Here is a 15,505-nt window from a genome sequence, read left to right on the forward strand (position 1 = left end):
TTTATATGGGGGCCTTCTTCTTTGTAGGCGGGGCTCTGCTTCCCTCTTTTTTCGTGTGAGGCTCTGAGGGCTTTTTTGTGTCCCGCATGCCAGGATGGTGGGGGCACCCGCGTGGACGTCAGGGGTGGCCTCGCGGGTTCGGGCTCGCGTGTGTGTGGTGTGGAACCACAACCCCGTGGCCTGTGCGTGGGGCACGTCTTTTTTGTGCGGTGTGGAGCGGGGTTATGGGTATCTTCGATACCACTCAGACAGCGTCCACTGGCCACGTGGGTATAAACACCTCATCAACACGTCCCCAGAAGTGGATTTGTTACAGGCATCAACGTATCGACATGCGTTTACATCGATTTCTCCTACCACGGGTTGATGTGACCCTGTATTTTTAGTCAGCGTAGTGCTACTTTATGCTGAAATATCGGGTTTTCCCTTCCTGATCCGCTTCGAGAGGAATACGGTGGAAACCATGAGCACAATACACGCAGTCGAATCGCGTCAGCAGTCGGTGGGGTCAACACGCTTCCGCACCCGTCTGACCGGACTCCTGTATCTTGCCGGAAGTTTGATATATCTTACGGTGTTTGCGGTCAAATTCGCCTCGCGCGAGCTTGAGGATCACGGCTTCTTGGAGGCTACCTCTCTTCTGCTCGTTTCGATCGCGGCTCTTGCACTGTTGCTCGTTCGTCTGTTCCAGGACCCTGCTGCGCCAAGCTCATCGCCTGGTTTCGTGGTATCTACTCGGCGTTCACGGATCCTGCTACGTACTTTGGCGGTCCTTCACGTCATTGCAGCGGCCATTTTCGCGAGTAGTGCACAGCCGCTGCTGAGCATTGCCATGCTGGTACTTGGTGTGCTGCTTGCGATTAACACCCTGCGCAGTCCACTGCCATATCTTTACAATCGTTTCTTTCGTGCAGAGGCTCGCCGGTGATATTCCAGTGTGCTGAGTGGTAGCACGAGACAATAGAGGGATGGAGTCGTCAAAGTATCAGCCTGCGGGTGCGGACAAGCGACGCGGTGAGAAGCGTGTCATCTTGGATCGTTCGTCGGTGCGTGAGGCGCTGACAACCCCAGACTCCATTGATGGTGGTAATCCACTGTTCTCGGGGCTGTTGGCTGGTTTTCAGGCAGTTGTCTTCGGCCTGCTCCTTGTCGTGGTTCCCGTTTTGACTACCGCAGTTATCTCGACAACGTTGGTGGACCAGGACTTTCATTTCGGTTCCACACTGATTGTGGGCTTGAAGTTGTGGATATTATCCTCAGGCGGCGATATCGCGCTTGACGGGCAACTGGTCTCCTTGGTTCCACTGGGTATCACAGTTCTTCTGTATCTCCTTGCCGTGGTTTCAGTGCGGCGCACCCTTCAGGCCACTCTGTCCGCTGCCGGTGTCTATGTCGCGACGTTTACTGCGTTGGTATCGCTTGTGACTGCGGTGCTGGGGGAGTCAGTACACGGGGTGTTGCGTGTCCTGGTGACAAGTATCGCGGTGGGGTTGCTGTCGGCTTACGCCGCGTTTAGGAAGCGACCGGATGCCAGTGGCGTGTTGGCGCAACTTCGGTTTGCCGTGGCGGCTCTACCTGGTTGGCTTCGTCCGGTTTTGGGCGGGGCTGCTGTGATGGTTGCGGCGGTGTTTGTGTTTGCAAGCTTTGTGGCACTCACGTGGCTGATGTTGGGGCGCGAGTCGATGGGCTCCATTCTGGCGCAGTGGTCGCTCGACGGGTTCAGCGGTGTCGCGTTGGGAATCACTCAGTTGGTGGTTCTACCGAACCTTGTTGTATGGGCCGCGTCGTGGCTGACTGGTGCGGGCTTTCAGATCGGGGTGGACACCGTGGTCTCTCCCCATGAGGTTGTTCTTGGCCCTCTCCCGAATCTGCCGCTGTTGGGTGCCCTCCCGCAGTCTGCCGCGCCGCAGTCGTTTCCGCTCTTGTTTGCGGCGTTGATCGTTGTCTGCGGTGTGTTGGGTGGTGTTTACCTGGCTCGCGTTGACGGGGAACTGCGCTGGTGGGCTTTCTTGATCACGCCGGGTGTCGCCTCGGTTGCGGCGGTTTTTGGTTTGGGGCTGCTCTTTTGGTTGGCCTCGGGACAGATCGGTGGAGGGCCTAACCTCGTCTTTGGCGTTGTTGGCGTGCGAGCAGTTCTCTTGAGTGCCGCTTGGCTGGTCACGGGGGCTTTGGTCGGATTCGTTCTGGCACGGCCAGAGCCGCGCAGGTTTGCCCGAGAGAAGCTCCGTTCCGGTGAATCGGAATATGCCGTGGCTTCTCAGAGTGACGACGAACCGGGTCCGTAGAGTTTTCGCGGACACTGCGTTCTGTGATCGTCTTGTATGCGGTTCCCAGGTCTATGGTCGATCCAGGTGAGTTCTTGTGCGATCGTAACTTTGATACCCAGTGGTCGGACCGACCTCTCTCACCGTGTGATCTGCGGGAGAAGGTCGGTCAGCGACTCACGGTAGTCATTGACGCATACGCTGCGCGCTTGGTGTGTCACTGCTTCGGACATGCATTGTTGGAGTTGCATGTCAGCGTTCCACCTTATGAACGTTGACGATAGTAGGAGCGCGATGATTAACGATGCTCCAGTGCCGATCCCAAGCGCCGCGAACTGCATGCCGTGTGCCTGCCTTGATTCCCAGTGCTTCACGATCGTGTGTCCACCGACTCCGATTGCCCACAGGGTCATGGCGAGCGCCGTCATGCGAACGGGTAGGGGCAGATAGGTGAGGACGAGTGCCGCACTGAGGAGCACCGCGAACTGGAAACATCCACGATTGATGGCGTCGGCTGGGGATTGTCGTGTGGGTGGAGTCGTTGGAGGCTGTGGAGAGGACGGTGGCGGCAGGGACATGCCTTATATTGTGCACCCTGGCTGCCTCTCGACTCGAATTGACCATTTGGTGGCTGGGATCGGTTGAGGTGATACGTCTATTGCTAGTGTTATCCGGTAAAACTTCGAGATATTGTTATTGCTTGCCAAGGAGTCCATGTGCCACGCACCCCATCAGGTCATGACGTGCCCACTACCGGAGGTAGTTTGTCGTCCGCACGGAAGGTCGTGGTGCTTGCGTCCGGCGGCGGGTCTAATCTTGCCGCACTGCTGGCTGCACACGACAAGGAATGGTTCGGTGGTCGGATCGTCGCGGTCATTACGGATAACCCTGCCGCGGGAGCGATCAATATCGCGCATGATGCGGGTATCGCCTGTGCTGTCGTGGACCCGAGAGATTCTGAGTCTCGTGCCGAGTGGGATCGTGCTCTCGCCGAAACGGTTGCTGTCTTTGGACCAGATCTTGTCGTGAGCGCAGGGTTCATGCGGATCTTGGGACCGCACTTCTTGAAGGCTTTTGGTGGGAGTACGATCAACACCCACCCCGCGCTGCTTCCCGCATTTCCGGGCGCTCACGGCGTTCGAGACGCGATGGCGCACGGAGTCAAGGTTACTGGCTGTACCGTGCATTTCGTCGATGAGGGTGTGGACACCGGACCTATCATCGCGCAGGCCGCGGTAGCGATCCAGGACGACGACACGCAGGAGACTCTGCACGAGCGCATCAAGGTTGAGGAGCGCCGGTTACTCGTGGAATGGGTGAGCAAACTGTTGCGCCGTGGTTACACGGTCGAGGGGCGCACGGTGAGGCTTGGCGAGGCAGGGTAGATAGCGCGTCAGTGGCCAAACCGAATGGGCCCGACCCAGATCACAGGCGGCGGCCTGTTGGATGTTGGATGCCACGGTTACTATAGAAGCGGTCGCAACTGGCGAGGGTGGAGCACCACCGGGGAGCGATCGACTATTGACCCCGTTGTAGCGCCGTCCGCCTGGGCGTAGGGAAGTAGCGGAGAGATGTCCGCTACCTGATTCTTTTCAGATGCTACGACAGGAGAACCACGTGTCTGCGACCACCACTCCACTTCCAGTACTGGCTGACGATTCGCGTCGCCCAATTCGCCGGGCGCTTATCTCGGTCTATGACAAGACTGGACTCGTTGAACTCGCTCAGACGCTGCACCAACATGGCGTGGAGATCGTGTCGACTGGTTCGACCGCTGCGACCATCAAAGCCTCGGGGATCCCGGTTACTCCGGTCGACTCGCTGACTGGTTTCCCTGAATGCCTTGAAGGCCGGGTCAAGACACTGCACCCTCGCGTACACGCGGGTATTCTCGCAGATACCCGCAAGGCAGATCATCTGGCGCAGTTGGCAGATCTTGAAATCGCGCCGTTCGAACTCGTGGTTGTGAACCTGTATCCGTTTACGGCAACCGTCGAATCGGGCGCGACTCCAGATGAGTGCGTCGAGCAGATCGACATCGGTGGCCCGTCCATGGTGCGTGCTGCCGCGAAGAACCACCCATCGGTTTCGATTGTCGTGGACCCTGCGCGTTACGCAGAGGTCGAGAAGGCACTCGCTTCGGGCGGTTTCACCTATGCGGAGCGTAAGGCTCTTGCCGCTCAAGCATTCATCCACACCGCTAACTATGATGTGGCGGTTGCATCGTGGATGGGTAGTGTCGTCGCTCCATCAGATGTTATTGACGGTGAGTCGACCGGCTTCCCCGCCTGGGCTGGCGCCACGTGGGAGCGCAAAAACGTGCTGCGATACGGCGAGAACCCACACCAGAGCGCCGCACTATATATGGACGGATATCAGCCGGACGGCATCGCCACCGCCGAGCAACTGCACGGCAAGGAGATGAGCTACAACAACTACGTGGATTCCGATGCGGCCTGGCGGGCGGCCTGGGATCATGAAGCACCGGCCGTCGCGATCATCAAACATGCCAACCCCTGCGGCATCGCTGTGGGCGACGACATCGCTCAGGCGCATGCTCGCGCTCACGCCTGCGATCCTGTGTCCGCGTTTGGTGGCGTCATCGCGGCAAACCGTACTCTTACCGGTGCGGCGGCACAGCAGATCAAGGACATTTTCACCGAGGTCGTCATCGCACCTGACTTTGAGCCGGAAGCCATTGAGATTCTGAGCCAGAAGAAGAACATCCGCCTACTCAAGTTGGATTCCCCGGCACGCGGGGCAGTTGAAACTCGAGCGATCACGGGTGGTCTGCTCATGCAGGCTGCTGACCGAATCGACGCCGAGGGTGACAGCCCGGAGAACTGGACCCTCGCAACCGGCGAGGCCGTAGACGCAAAGACCCTTGCAGATCTGAAGTTTGCGTGGAATGCCGTGCGCGCGGTGAAGTCGAATGCAATCCTCCTTGCCCGCGATGGTGCTTCAGTTGGTATCGGCATGGGCCAGGTCAACCGCGTTGACTCGTGCAAGCTCGCTGTTGAGCGTGCGAACGCGTTGGGCAACGGTGAACGTGCCCGCGAAGCGGTCGCGGCCTCCGATGCGTTCTTCCCGTTTGCTGATGGATTGCAGGTTCTGCTCGATGCGGGTGTGAAGGCAGTCGTTCAACCTGGCGGTTCGGTTCGCGATGAGGAAGTCATCGCGGCTGCACAGGCCGCTGGCGTCACCCTGTACCTGACGGGAACGCGTCACTTCGCCCACTGAGACACGGGGATCGCCGAGGAACAGCCTCGGTAGTTGAACACGACGGCGTGGAACAGACGAGCAGTTCGTCTGTCCCACGCCGTTTTGTGTCTCAGGAGCCGCGATTGAGGTGAACGATGATTTGGCCGGTCCCCGCAGTCAGTCCTGTATGCGGTGAGTGAACGGCGGAGAGACGGAGTTCTCCTCTAGAGATTCTTGAGCGGTAGAGACAGATCACTGGCGTTACCGGCTGCAATGCTGAACGGGCCGTTGGCGGTGAGTTTGCGTGCCTGGCTTGCGTCGCGTGGCGCATCGACGGTGAACACGGCCTCCACGAGCCACCGCTCCGCATGGCCGGCTACCGCGCCGGTGGTCTGCGCTGAGTCGGTTTCGGAAACACTCGGGGGAGCGTCGTCGGGCCGTACATACAACGCGGTCCACGACCCGTCCGGGTAATCGCGGAAAATGACCTCGTCGTGGTCAAGATCCGGTGTGCCGAACAGGTTCACATCATGCCCGAACTGAGTCGAGAAAACATGCGGCGCCGCAGGCCGGACGGATAGGTCGGAGCCCGTGAGCGCGGCGGCTATTCGCTCGGGATCGTTCAGTGCCACGGCCCAGTGACCTCCCGTGACGCGCCCGTGTACGGCATCTTCGCGGACAGCACAGTCGCCAACCGCATACAGGTGCATTGGCAGTGCATTGAGGTTCGTGGGCAGGGCGTTGGTCTCGAGATAAACCTGTCCACGAGGATCGGTGAGCACAGCGCCGTGTGCACTCGTCGCTATGTAGCCGGGGAGCCACGTGGTTGCGGGGCGCGCGCCGATGGCGCTCACCACCGCTCGCGCCCGTAGTTCGCGTTCGTCTCCGGTGCCATTGACGACGAGTACTCGACTTATCCCATTGGCGTCTGTATCAACCATGCGGACCTGGGAATCGGTGAGTAGCTCGCCGTGGTTTTCGTGGATCCACTCGGCTATGCGTTCGCCGATCTCAACGCCGAGATGACGTTCTAGAGGGGCAGAAGAGGCTTCGACCACACACACTGAGAGACCTTGGGCGCGAGCAACGGCTGCGAGTTCAACACCGATCCAACCTGCCCCAACAATCAGCAGATCATGAATGTCGCAGGATGCTGCGACAACAGGAGCATCGGGAAGGGATGCGATGCTGTGTTGGTCTAGTGGTCCGCGTGTGTTGGGATGTGAAGCAGGTGCGAGAGTGACCTGAGATGGGCTAGAAACGCGGGCTGTGAGAATCGACCGGAGCGTGCGGGCGTCGTCCCACGTGTGCAGGGTGAGGGCCTGTTCGAGGGAGGGAAGGACCACGGGAGCGGCGCCAAGGGCGAGTACTACGGCATCGACAAGATGCTCGGCAGCCTCGGGTTTCACATCGTTGGTTGACCGCGAATCGGTAGGGGTGCCAGCGTGCGTGAAACTACCGCCAGGCAGCGGCGCATCGCCGCGCTGAGAAGTTGGGGACTCGTCGGAAATTTCGATGTCGTCGCTGAAAGCGGCGGGCACGGACCCAACTCGCCACCCTGATGGCTGCGGAATCAGCTCCACCACACGACGGCCAAGTAGAACCTGGTCGGCTAGGGTGTGCAGATCCGCATCAATATCGGACGACAGGAAGACGGGGGAGTCGTTGTCGAACAGGTGCTTCGACAGTGGTGGGCGGTCATAGGGGGCATGCGATTCGGCACCGATGACGGTGATGTGTCCAGTGAATCCATGTCCTCGCAGCGCCTGTGCGGTGCGTAGACCTGCCAGACCTGCCCCGACGATGAGAACCGAACCTATCTGGGAAACCGGTAGAGTTGAAGCACTAGCCATGTACCAAACCTAACGGTTCAACCAGGTAGAAAGAGGCACCTGTGACCGAGCAGACTCCTGCGAGCACCCCAACTCATCAGGGTGAGGACACTGACATCACCCCTGCGGCGGTGTTGGCGACGAGGCGTGCCCTGCGAACCGGACTCATGTGGGTCATGGTCGGGGCAATCATCGCAGGCGTAGTCGTCACGATCATGACCGGCCCCAAGATCGGTGCGTTCTATTTTGCGCTTCTCATGATCATCGTGGGAACGCTACGTTGGGCACTACCCGGCCAGCCGTTTGGAATAGCGGCCCGGGAACAAAAGTGGAAGGACATCATCTTCTGCTATGCGGTATCCGCCGGACTCATCATCCTTGCCAGCACCTCCTACGCGCTACGGTGCACCGAAGGCTTTCTCTGCTGACTGACGCGTTCCACGAGGGAACAAAGTAGCGATGCGGAGTAGCCGTCGTGCGAAGCAGACGCCACCGGAGGACAAGCGGATGCCGTTCCACGGATATCGACACAGTGAAGAAAATATCTTGATGTCAAGAAATAAGTTAAGGTTGGTCTGAAACGTCAAAACCAATCCCTCACAAGGAGCGCACCTTCATGGGCAAGATCAAGGTTGTGAACCCGGTCGTTGAACTCGATGGCGACGAGATGACCCGTATCATCTGGCAGTTCATCAAGGACCGTCTCATTCACCCTTACCTCGACATCGATCTCAAGTACTACGACCTGTCGATCCAGAACCGCGATGCAACCGATGACCAGGTCACCGTTGACGCTGCGAACGCAATCAAGCAGTACAACGTTGGTGTCAAGTGCGCGACCATCACCCCAGACGAAGCACGTGTTGAGGAATTCGGCCTCAAGAAGATGTGGGTTTCGCCAAACGGAACCATCCGTAACATCCTCGGTGGTGTTGTCTTCCGCGAGCCAATCATCATCTCGAACATCCCACGCCTCGTCCCTGGCTGGAACAAGCCAATCATCATCGGCCGCCACGCACACGGTGACCAGTACAAGTCCACCAACTTCAAGGTTCCGGGCGCCGGTAAGATCACCATGACCTTCGAACCGGCAGATGGCTCCGAGCCACAGCAGTTCGAGGTTGTCACCATGCCGCAAGAGGGCGGCGTGGCCATGGGTATGTACAACTTCAACGAGTCCATCAAGGACTTCGCGCGTGCATCGTTCGCCTACGGTTTGCAGCGCAACTACCCGGTCTACCTGTCCACCAAGAACACGATCCTCAAGGCCTACGACGGCCAGTTCAAGGACCTGTTCCAGGAGGTGTTCGACAGCGAGTACAAGGAGCAGTTCGATGCCGCGGGTTTGACCTACGAGCACCGTCTCATCGATGACATGGTCGCCTCGGCCATGAAGTGGGAGGGCGGCTACGTCTGGGCCTGCAAGAACTACGACGGTGACGTCCAGTCCGACACCGTAGCTCAGGGCTTCGGTTCGCTTGGTCTGATGACCTCGGTGCTCATGACCCCAGATGGCAAGACCGTTGAGGCTGAAGCCGCACACGGAACCGTGACCCGTCACTACCGTCAGCACCAGCAGGGCAAGCCAACCTCCACCAACCCGATTGCCTCGATCTTCGCGTGGACCCGTGGACTCATGCACCGTGGAAAGCTCGACAACACCCCAGCGGTCGTCGAGTTCGCACAGACCCTCGAAGAGGTTGTCATCAACACCGTTGAGTCCGGCAAGATGACCAAGGACCTCGCACTGCTCATCTCGAAGGACCAGGCATTCCTGACCACCGAAGAGTTCCTCGCCGCAATCGACGAGAACCTCTCGGCACGTCTCGGAGCCTGATGACTCAGCGCTGACAACGCGACGTGTGAAGGGCCGCTCCCCAGATATCTGGGGAGCGGCCCTTCACACGTTTATTGAGGTGACCCTATACCAGTACGAGAACATGGTCGGCCACGATCGTTACTGGATAGACCTGCAGCGCTGGGGTGTCACCGGAGACACATTCCCCGGTGTCCAGCCGGAATACTTCCTTGTGCAGCGGGCACGCGATCGTGAGGACCTGAGAGCCATCGACGACCTTGCTGCCAGTGATACCGCGAGACATAACGTGGGCACCGGTGGATGGACAGGACTGGGCGGTCGCACACACTGTGTCATCGTCGAAAGCAAAGAGCGCGACCTGGGCGTCACCGATGACGGCTGCCTCGCCCCAATTTGTCTCAAGTTCTTGACGGGCGCAGACGTCAGACCAGGTGGTGAGGGACTGGACTCGGGTTTCGAGCATGGACGACATGAGGGTCCTTCCTACGGAAATACTGGCGAATAGTCCCAAGCCTAGGAGCGTGGTGTTTCGTGGGCTGCTCCCCATGGATTTCAGAAACGTAAATCAGTTCTCACGTTTGCGCACCCGTGGCATGGCTCTTGATCGAACACAACCTCTCGGGTTGATGCTGCGTGAAAACCCGTAAACACTTGATGACTAGGGGAAATATTGTTTCAACTGTGTTACGGAAAACTCACAATCGCCGGTTAAGCCGAATTGACGTGGTTTTTCGCTCGAGAAACACCAGAGAAATTGCCGGGTAAAAGCGCTCTCGTAGTCTCGTACTCAGGTCACGAGAACATCTGGAGGCAACGTGAACGAGGCAACTGACCCGGTTCAGACAACACGACACATCCTAGTTATAGGTGGTGGGCCTGCCGCGCACCGTTTCGTGGAGGCGTTGACAGCTAGATCGCAGGGGCAGTTCGCCGTGACGGTTGTGTCCGAGGAAGCGCACCTTCCATACGACAGGGTTGCGTTGTCCAAGGCGCTTCTCGATGTATCGGCGGATCTGACCCTGTCTCAGGATGTGTGGGGTGTGCCAGGGGTCACCCTCAAACTCGGCTCCGGTGCCAGCGCGATCGATACGGAATCCCAGACCGTCACGCTGGCAAACGGGGAAACACTGAACTATGACGAACTTGTCGTGGCGACGGGTTCGAATGCTGCCACACTGTCCATCCCCGGTAGCGAACACACCCACCTCTACCGCTATATGGAGGATGTGCACGCTATCAACTCAGAGATCGCGGCGCTTGCCACAGCGCTGGGACGCCAGGTGCGAGTCGTCGCAATTGGTGGTGGACTCCTTGGCCTCGAAGCAGCGGCTGGCGCACGCGATCTTGGCGCCTACCCGATCGTGGTGGATGGCGGACAATGGCTGATGGGGCGTCAACTTGATCAGGGAGCAGGTCAGGCGCTGGGACGACTGATAGCCGAGCAGGGGATCGAGGTGTGTGGCGGCTCGTTCCCCAGCGCAATCACCCTTGATGACTCGGGTACCAGGGTGACCGGGGTCGAACTCGCCAACGGCACGAGCGTGGATGCTGATCTGGTGATCGTCTCGATTGGCGTTCGCCCGCGTGATGAACTGTTCCGGCAGGCAAATGAAAGTGTGCGGGAACGTGGCTGTGCCGATCCTTTTGCTCTGGGCGAGCGTGGCGGCGTCATCATCGACGAGACGTGCGCAACCAGCGCCCCTCACGTATGGGCTATCGGCGAGGTCGCAAACTTCTCGGGTATGTGCATCGGTCTTGTGGCACCGGCAAACACGATGGCTGAAATAGCCGCTGATCGGCTTTGCGGCGGCAGCGCGACATTTCCTGGATTCGATACCGCGACGAAACTGAAACTCTCAGGTGTCGAGGTGGCGAGCTTCGGCGATGCCTTCGCGGAAGCTGAAGGCTCAATGGAAATCGTCTATGCCGACCCAGCGCGCGGGCTATATCAGAAGATAGTTGTCTCCCAAGACGCAAAAACCCTGCTCGGCGGTATATTCGTGGGTGATGCGACGCCATACACCTCGCTGCGTCCGCTCCTGGGGCGGGAACTGACTGCCGATCCAGGCGCCTATCTTTCCGCCTCGAACCAAGATGCTCCCTCGGGTGACCTGCCCGATGACGCGATACTGTGCTCCTGCAACAACGTATCGGTGGGGTCGATTAAGGACGCGGTACATGGTTGTGGAACCTGCGAGGGGAAAGACCCGGTCACAGAACTCGGTCCATTGAAAACCTGCACGAAAGCGGGAACACAGTGTGGTTCCTGCATCCCGATGCTCAAGAAACTCCTCGAAAGCGAACTCGCCAAGTCGGGTGTCACGGTCTCGCGTGCCCTGTGCGAACACTTTGAGATGTCGCGTGCAGACCTTTTTGAAGCGGTCCGCATCGCAGGTCTCACTACCTTCGACCAGGTACTGACAAGGTTCGGCACCGGTATCGGGTGCGATATTTGCAAGCCCACGATCGCCTCTATCCTGGCGACCCAGCATGACCAGTATCTGCTCGATCCGGGCCTTGGGGGACTACAGGACACCAACGACCGGGCCCTCGCAAACATGCAGAAAGACGGAACCTACTCGGTTGTGCCACGTATTCCCGGTGGGGAGATAACCCCCGCTAAGCTTGCGGTCATCGCGCACGTCGCACAGAGGTACGGGCTGTACACGAAAATCACCGGTGGTCTGCGCATCGATCTGTTCGGTGCGAGGCTTGAGCAACTACCTGACATCTGGAAGGAACTGGTTGACGCCGGTTTCGAGTCCGGCCACGCCTACGGTAAGGCACTGCGCAACGTAAAGAGCTGCGTCGGCTCAACCTGGTGCCGTTATGGCGTGCAGGATTCCGTGGCGATGGGAATCCAACTGGAACTGCGTTATCGCGGACTACGCTCGCCACACAAACTCAAAATGGGAGTGTCTGGGTGTGCCCGTGAATGTGCCGAAGCACGAGCCAAAGACGTTGGCGTGATCGCCAGCACCGACGGCTGGAATCTATACGTTGGCGGGAACGGCGGTGCAAACCCGGCGCATGGACAGCTCCTTGCTCAAGGCCTGGACGATGAAACGCTCATCACCTACATCGACCGCTTCCTGATGTACTACATCCGCACCGCGGACAGACTGCAGCGCACCGCCGCCTGGCTTGCAGATCTGGAGGGCGGAATGCAGCGGGTGAAAGAAGTCGTCATTGACGACTGCCTCACCCTCGCGCAAGAGTTTGAGGCCGATGTTGCCAAGCATGTTGAAAACTATGAAGACGAATGGGCGGCGACCCTTAAAGACCCTGAGCGATTGCGTCGCTTCCGTTCTTTCGTCAACGCGCCCCAGACACCAGACAACACACTGCAATACGAGCAAGAGCGAGGCCAACGTCGCCCAGTCATGCCGCCGGTCAACGTCGGTGCCACCATTGCCATTCGACCTGCCACAGTAGGTGATGACCGTGAAGTCTAGGACTCCCACGATAGGCTCCGTCACACTCGTCGGTGGTGGTCCTGGGCCGGTTGATCTCATGACGATGCGCGCCATCCGGGCGCTTGAAGCCGCCGACGTGGTGCTCTATGACCGGCTCGGTCCGCGCACCGCGCACACTCAATACGCTCCGACGGCCAAACACATCTATGTGGGTAAACGGCCGGGCCACCACCGAATGACCCAAAGCGACATCAACGCAAGCCTCATAGAACATGCATTGCTGGGCAGGAACGTGGTGCGACTGAAGGGCGGCGACCCCTACGTGTTTGGAAGGGGCGGCGAGGAGTTAGACGCCTGCGTGCTTGCAGGGATACCGGTGAGCGTGGTGCCGGGAATCTCAAGCGCACTGTCGGTCCCGGGAGCCGCAGGTATCCCCATCACCCACCGAGGGATCTCCACGAAGTTCACGGTCATTTCTGGTCATGACCCGCTTTCATCAGATGAATGCCGGGCACTGGCTCTGCTGGGTGGAACGGTCGTGATACTGATGGGGATGGGCACTTTGAATCAGACCGTGCAGAGTTTCATGGACGCGGGATTCGCCGATCAAACGCCAGCCGCGATCATCGAACGTGGCCTTAGCGAACAGCAACGCATCACCACTGCTCCACTGCCTCGGTTGGCGCAGGCAGCGCACGACGTGGGCTGTGTTTCCCCCGCGGTTGTGGTCATCGGCGAGGTGGCAGCTCGATGTGTCCAAACAGGTCAAGGCGGCAGTGAGCAGTTCCCCGATGATCTCATCCAGTTGATCTCACAATGTCGGGTCTGACGCCTTGGGTGCGGTGGAACCTCTAGAGTTTCTGTCAGCCCCAACACGATGTGGTGAAACCCTAATGCGTTGAAGAAGGTGAAGTGACAGACATGACTGAGACTGCGGTCAGCACATTCGAAGAATCGAACTCGCTGGAAGGATACCGGATTGGAGTCACCTCGCACCGGCGCGCGCAAGATCTCATAGACGCGCTCAAGCGTAGGGGAGCATCGGTGTTCCATGCGCCCGTACTCAAGATCGCCCCGATCGCCCAAGATGACGAACTACGGCGCGAGACCCAAGCGGTCATCGAAAGCAGCCCTGACATAGTTGTCGTCACCACGGCCTATGGGATGCGACGCTGGATCGAGGCAGCAGACGCCACGGGGCTGGATGCCGGGTTGACCGCAGCGTTGAACGATACCGACATCTACGTGCGCGGACCCAAAGCGCGTGGGGCGGTGCGCGCCGCAGGATTCGATGACGTCGGTTCCAGTCCCGATGAACGCACGGTCACACTCGTGGAACAGATTGTGTCCCAGGGAGTGACAGGGAAGACCGTTGCGGTGCAGATGCACGGTCAGACCGACGTGGCGGCGCTGAACCTCCTTGAAGATGCGGGGGCACGGGTCATCTCTGTTTCCCCATATCGGTGGGTTACCCCCGCGGAAAGCCGTGATTCGGTGGCCAGACTGATTGATCTGATGTGTGGTGGCGGCCTCGATGCGGTGACTTTCACCGCAGCCCCAGCGGTGGATGCGCTGTTGAGCTTTGCTGAACGTCAGGGTCGAATCGATGAGGTGGTGGAGGTGATGCGAAGGGACCTCGTCGCGGCTGCGGTGGGGCCGGTGACCGCTCAGCCTCTCATTGACGTGGGAGTGGAGCCCATCATGCCCAGTAGATACCGACTAGGGGCGCTCGTGAGGGAACTCGTACTACATGCAAATTCTTACGACACGCTGCGAATCAACACCCAGTTTGGACAGTGCCTCATGCGTGGGAACAAGGTCTCTTTGGGTGGACGGAACGTGGAGTTAACGGTGACCCAGGCAATGATCTTCCGTGCCTTGGCCAAAGCGAACGGAACGGTATTGAGCCGAGCCGCGCTCTCAGCGCTGCTCTCCGACTCCAATCAAGATCATGCCCTGGACATGACCGTGTCCAGGCTGCGTCAGGTGCTGCCGGAACCACGTCTCGTCAGTACCGTCGTCAAACGTGGATATCGGCTGCTTGTTTAGTATCACCGAGCACAGAGCGGTCTCTACACTGGTCCGTGCCTGTGCGGAGAGTGTTCGATGGGACCATTCACCTTGCCCCCGATCCAGTGAAGATTTTAGGCACGTGGCCTGGTCAGAGCGCGAACAAGATCTGGGAGTAGACGCTCAAGCAGCGTGCGTTCCTGGGTCGACCTGTATAGCGGATGAGTGTTGGCGAGGAGTTCGTTGCGCGTGGATCTGGCCGATAGCCCAATGATCGCGTCCACGAGGTCCTCCAGTGAGCGGGTCGGTTCCAGATCAAAGGATTCAACGATGACGCCGAGGAGATCTACGAGTGAGTTATAGAACTCACTGGAGTGCTTCGCCAACTCATTGGATGAGTCCGGGAATCGGATTTCGACGGTGGAGAACTCATTCCAGAGCAGATAGCGTTCTCGATCACGAGGAATAACCTGCATCATGACGACAACGGCGCCGTCGAATGGATCTTCCTGCCCGAATTCCCACGTATCAAGAATCTTGACGACTTCTTGAAGGGTGTTGTTCCACTCGATGCGGGCGACCTCTGCGAGGAAGTGATCCATATCCGTGAAGTTGGAGTAGAACGCCCCGCGTGTGAAGCCCGCGTGCTTGGTGATGTCACCCACTGAAGCGCCTGCTGCGCCCTTGTCGGCGATCAGTTTTCGACCCGATTCGAGAAGGGCGGTTTGGGTGTGAGCCCGTCGGTCGGTGATCTCTGCGTCGATGAGGCGTGCGATGGCTGCACGGCGCGCGGAGAGGTGTGCCGAGACCTCCTGTGCAAGCTGTCGCCCGTGTGCCTGCTGCTCTGTCTTGTCCATCACATAAGGATACACATATGTATCCATGTGTTGCCAGCTCTCGATACAGGTATGTATCGTTTAATGCGGAGAGAGAATACAGATCTGTATCCTGCGAAGTTTGACG

General features: G+C 58.9%; 13 protein-coding genes and 1 riboswitch. Of the genes, 9 read left to right on the forward strand and 4 right to left on the reverse strand.

Annotated features, from left to right (window positions below):
* Positions 1-463: 463 nt before the first annotated feature.
* Positions 464-928, forward strand: a complete 465-nt coding sequence (locus tag ACFSYH_RS09555) for a hypothetical protein (protein WP_377466714.1) — start codon at positions 464-466, stop codon at positions 926-928.
* A 40-nt stretch (positions 929-968) separates the two neighbouring features.
* Positions 969-2,285 carry a cell division protein PerM gene (locus ACFSYH_RS09560; RefSeq protein WP_377466715.1) on the forward strand — a complete coding sequence of 439 codons (1,317 nt, stop codon included), beginning with the start codon at positions 969-971 and terminating at the stop codon, positions 2,283-2,285.
* A 119-nt stretch (positions 2,286-2,404) separates the two neighbouring features.
* On the opposite strand, the gene ACFSYH_RS09565 is transcribed toward ACFSYH_RS09560, so the two are convergent.
* Entirely contained in the window at positions 2,405-2,842 is a 438-nt protein-coding gene (locus ACFSYH_RS09565; protein WP_377466716.1) for a hypothetical protein, read from the reverse strand.
* Between the two features lie 138 nt (positions 2,843-2,980).
* On the opposite strand from ACFSYH_RS09565, the gene purN reads away from it, so the two are divergent.
* Entirely contained in the window at positions 2,981-3,649 is a 669-nt protein-coding gene (purN, locus tag ACFSYH_RS09570; RefSeq protein WP_377466717.1) for a phosphoribosylglycinamide formyltransferase, read from the forward strand.
* An 84-nt stretch (positions 3,650-3,733) separates the two neighbouring features.
* A riboswitch (ZMP/ZTP riboswitch) is annotated at positions 3,734-3,823 on the forward strand.
* Positions 3,824-3,860: 37 nt separating this feature from the next.
* A complete protein-coding gene (gene purH / locus ACFSYH_RS09575) occupies positions 3,861-5,504 on the forward strand; it encodes a bifunctional phosphoribosylaminoimidazolecarboxamide formyltransferase/IMP cyclohydrolase (protein ID WP_377466718.1) in 1,644 nt (547 codons plus the stop codon).
* Positions 5,505-5,689: 185 nt separating this feature from the next.
* Here the strand turns inward: purH and ACFSYH_RS09580 are convergent, their stop codons facing one another.
* A complete protein-coding gene (locus ACFSYH_RS09580) occupies positions 5,690-7,318 on the reverse strand; it encodes an NAD(P)/FAD-dependent oxidoreductase (protein ID WP_377466719.1) in 1,629 nt (542 codons plus the stop codon).
* Between the two features lie 41 nt (positions 7,319-7,359).
* Here ACFSYH_RS09580 and ACFSYH_RS09585 point away from each other — a divergent pair, with 41 nt between their 5' ends.
* Both ACFSYH_RS09585 and ACFSYH_RS09590 read left to right on the forward strand, forming a co-directional pair.
* The gene (locus ACFSYH_RS09585; protein ID WP_377466720.1) at positions 7,360-7,725 is read left to right on the forward strand and encodes a DUF3017 domain-containing protein; all 366 of its coding nucleotides are present in this window, start codon (positions 7,360-7,362) and stop codon (positions 7,723-7,725) included.
* Between the two features lie 188 nt (positions 7,726-7,913).
* Positions 7,914-9,134 (forward strand): NADP-dependent isocitrate dehydrogenase, encoded by a 1,221-nt coding sequence (locus ACFSYH_RS09590; RefSeq protein ID WP_377466721.1) that lies wholly within the window; start codon positions 7,914-7,916, stop codon positions 9,132-9,134.
* A gap of 85 nt (positions 9,135-9,219) precedes the next feature.
* Here the strand turns inward: ACFSYH_RS09590 and nirD are convergent, their stop codons facing one another.
* Positions 9,220-9,588, reverse strand: coding sequence for a nitrite reductase small subunit NirD (nirD, locus tag ACFSYH_RS09595; RefSeq protein ID WP_377466722.1), 369 nt, complete (start codon positions 9,586-9,588; stop codon positions 9,220-9,222).
* Between the two features lie 343 nt (positions 9,589-9,931).
* Here nirD and nirB point away from each other — a divergent pair, with 343 nt between their 5' ends.
* The 3 genes from nirB (at position 9,932) to ACFSYH_RS09610 (ending at position 14,581) form a co-directional block, all read left to right on the forward strand.
* Complete coding sequence (nirB, locus tag ACFSYH_RS09600; RefSeq protein ID WP_377466724.1) at positions 9,932-12,571, forward strand: nitrite reductase large subunit NirB; 2,640 nt, start codon at positions 9,932-9,934, stop codon at positions 12,569-12,571.
* Positions 12,555-13,361, forward strand: coding sequence for a uroporphyrinogen-III C-methyltransferase (cobA, locus tag ACFSYH_RS09605; protein ID WP_377466725.1), 807 nt, complete (start codon positions 12,555-12,557; stop codon positions 13,359-13,361). Before nirB ends, cobA begins: the two co-directional genes overlap by 17 nt.
* A 92-nt stretch (positions 13,362-13,453) precedes the next feature.
* Complete coding sequence (locus ACFSYH_RS09610; RefSeq protein ID WP_377466726.1) at positions 13,454-14,581, forward strand: uroporphyrinogen-III synthase; 1,128 nt, start codon at positions 13,454-13,456, stop codon at positions 14,579-14,581.
* Between the two features lie 95 nt (positions 14,582-14,676).
* Here the strand turns inward: ACFSYH_RS09610 and ACFSYH_RS09615 are convergent, their stop codons facing one another.
* Entirely contained in the window at positions 14,677-15,399 is a 723-nt protein-coding gene (locus ACFSYH_RS09615; RefSeq protein ID WP_377466727.1) for a TetR/AcrR family transcriptional regulator, read from the reverse strand.
* Between the last annotated feature and the right edge of the window lie 106 nt (positions 15,400-15,505).

Origin of the sequence: Populibacterium corticicola (assembly GCF_042683685.1) — a bacterium.
Lineage (GTDB): Bacteria > Actinomycetota > Actinomycetes > Actinomycetales > Cellulomonadaceae > Timonella > Timonella corticicola.

What these genes read in the sequence shown, in the direction of transcription:
- ACFSYH_RS09565 (WP_377466716.1), bottom strand. Translation starts at nt 2,842, where the DNA reads ATGTCCCTGCCGCCACCGTCCTCTCCACAGCCTCCAACGACTCCACCC.
- nirD (WP_377466722.1), bottom strand. Translation starts at nt 9,588, where the DNA reads ATGTCGTCCATGCTCGAAACCCGAGTCCAGTCCCTCACCACCTGGTCT.
- ACFSYH_RS09560 (WP_377466715.1), top strand. Translation starts at nt 969, where the DNA reads ATGGAGTCGTCAAAGTATCAGCCTGCGGGTGCGGACAAGCGACGCGGT.
- purH (WP_377466718.1), top strand. Translation starts at nt 3,861, where the DNA reads ATGCTACGACAGGAGAACCACGTGTCTGCGACCACCACTCCACTTCCA.
- ACFSYH_RS09580 (WP_377466719.1), bottom strand. Translation starts at nt 7,318, where the DNA reads ATGGCTAGTGCTTCAACTCTACCGGTTTCCCAGATAGGTTCGGTTCTC.
- ACFSYH_RS09615 (WP_377466727.1), bottom strand. Translation starts at nt 15,399, where the DNA reads ATGGACAAGACAGAGCAGCAGGCACACGGGCGACAGCTTGCACAGGAG.
- cobA (WP_377466725.1), top strand. Translation starts at nt 12,555, where the DNA reads ATGACCGTGAAGTCTAGGACTCCCACGATAGGCTCCGTCACACTCGTC.
- ACFSYH_RS09555 (WP_377466714.1), top strand. Translation starts at nt 464, where the DNA reads ATGAGCACAATACACGCAGTCGAATCGCGTCAGCAGTCGGTGGGGTCA.
- ACFSYH_RS09590 (WP_377466721.1), top strand. Translation starts at nt 7,914, where the DNA reads ATGGGCAAGATCAAGGTTGTGAACCCGGTCGTTGAACTCGATGGCGAC.
- ACFSYH_RS09610 (WP_377466726.1), top strand. Translation starts at nt 13,454, where the DNA reads ATGACTGAGACTGCGGTCAGCACATTCGAAGAATCGAACTCGCTGGAA.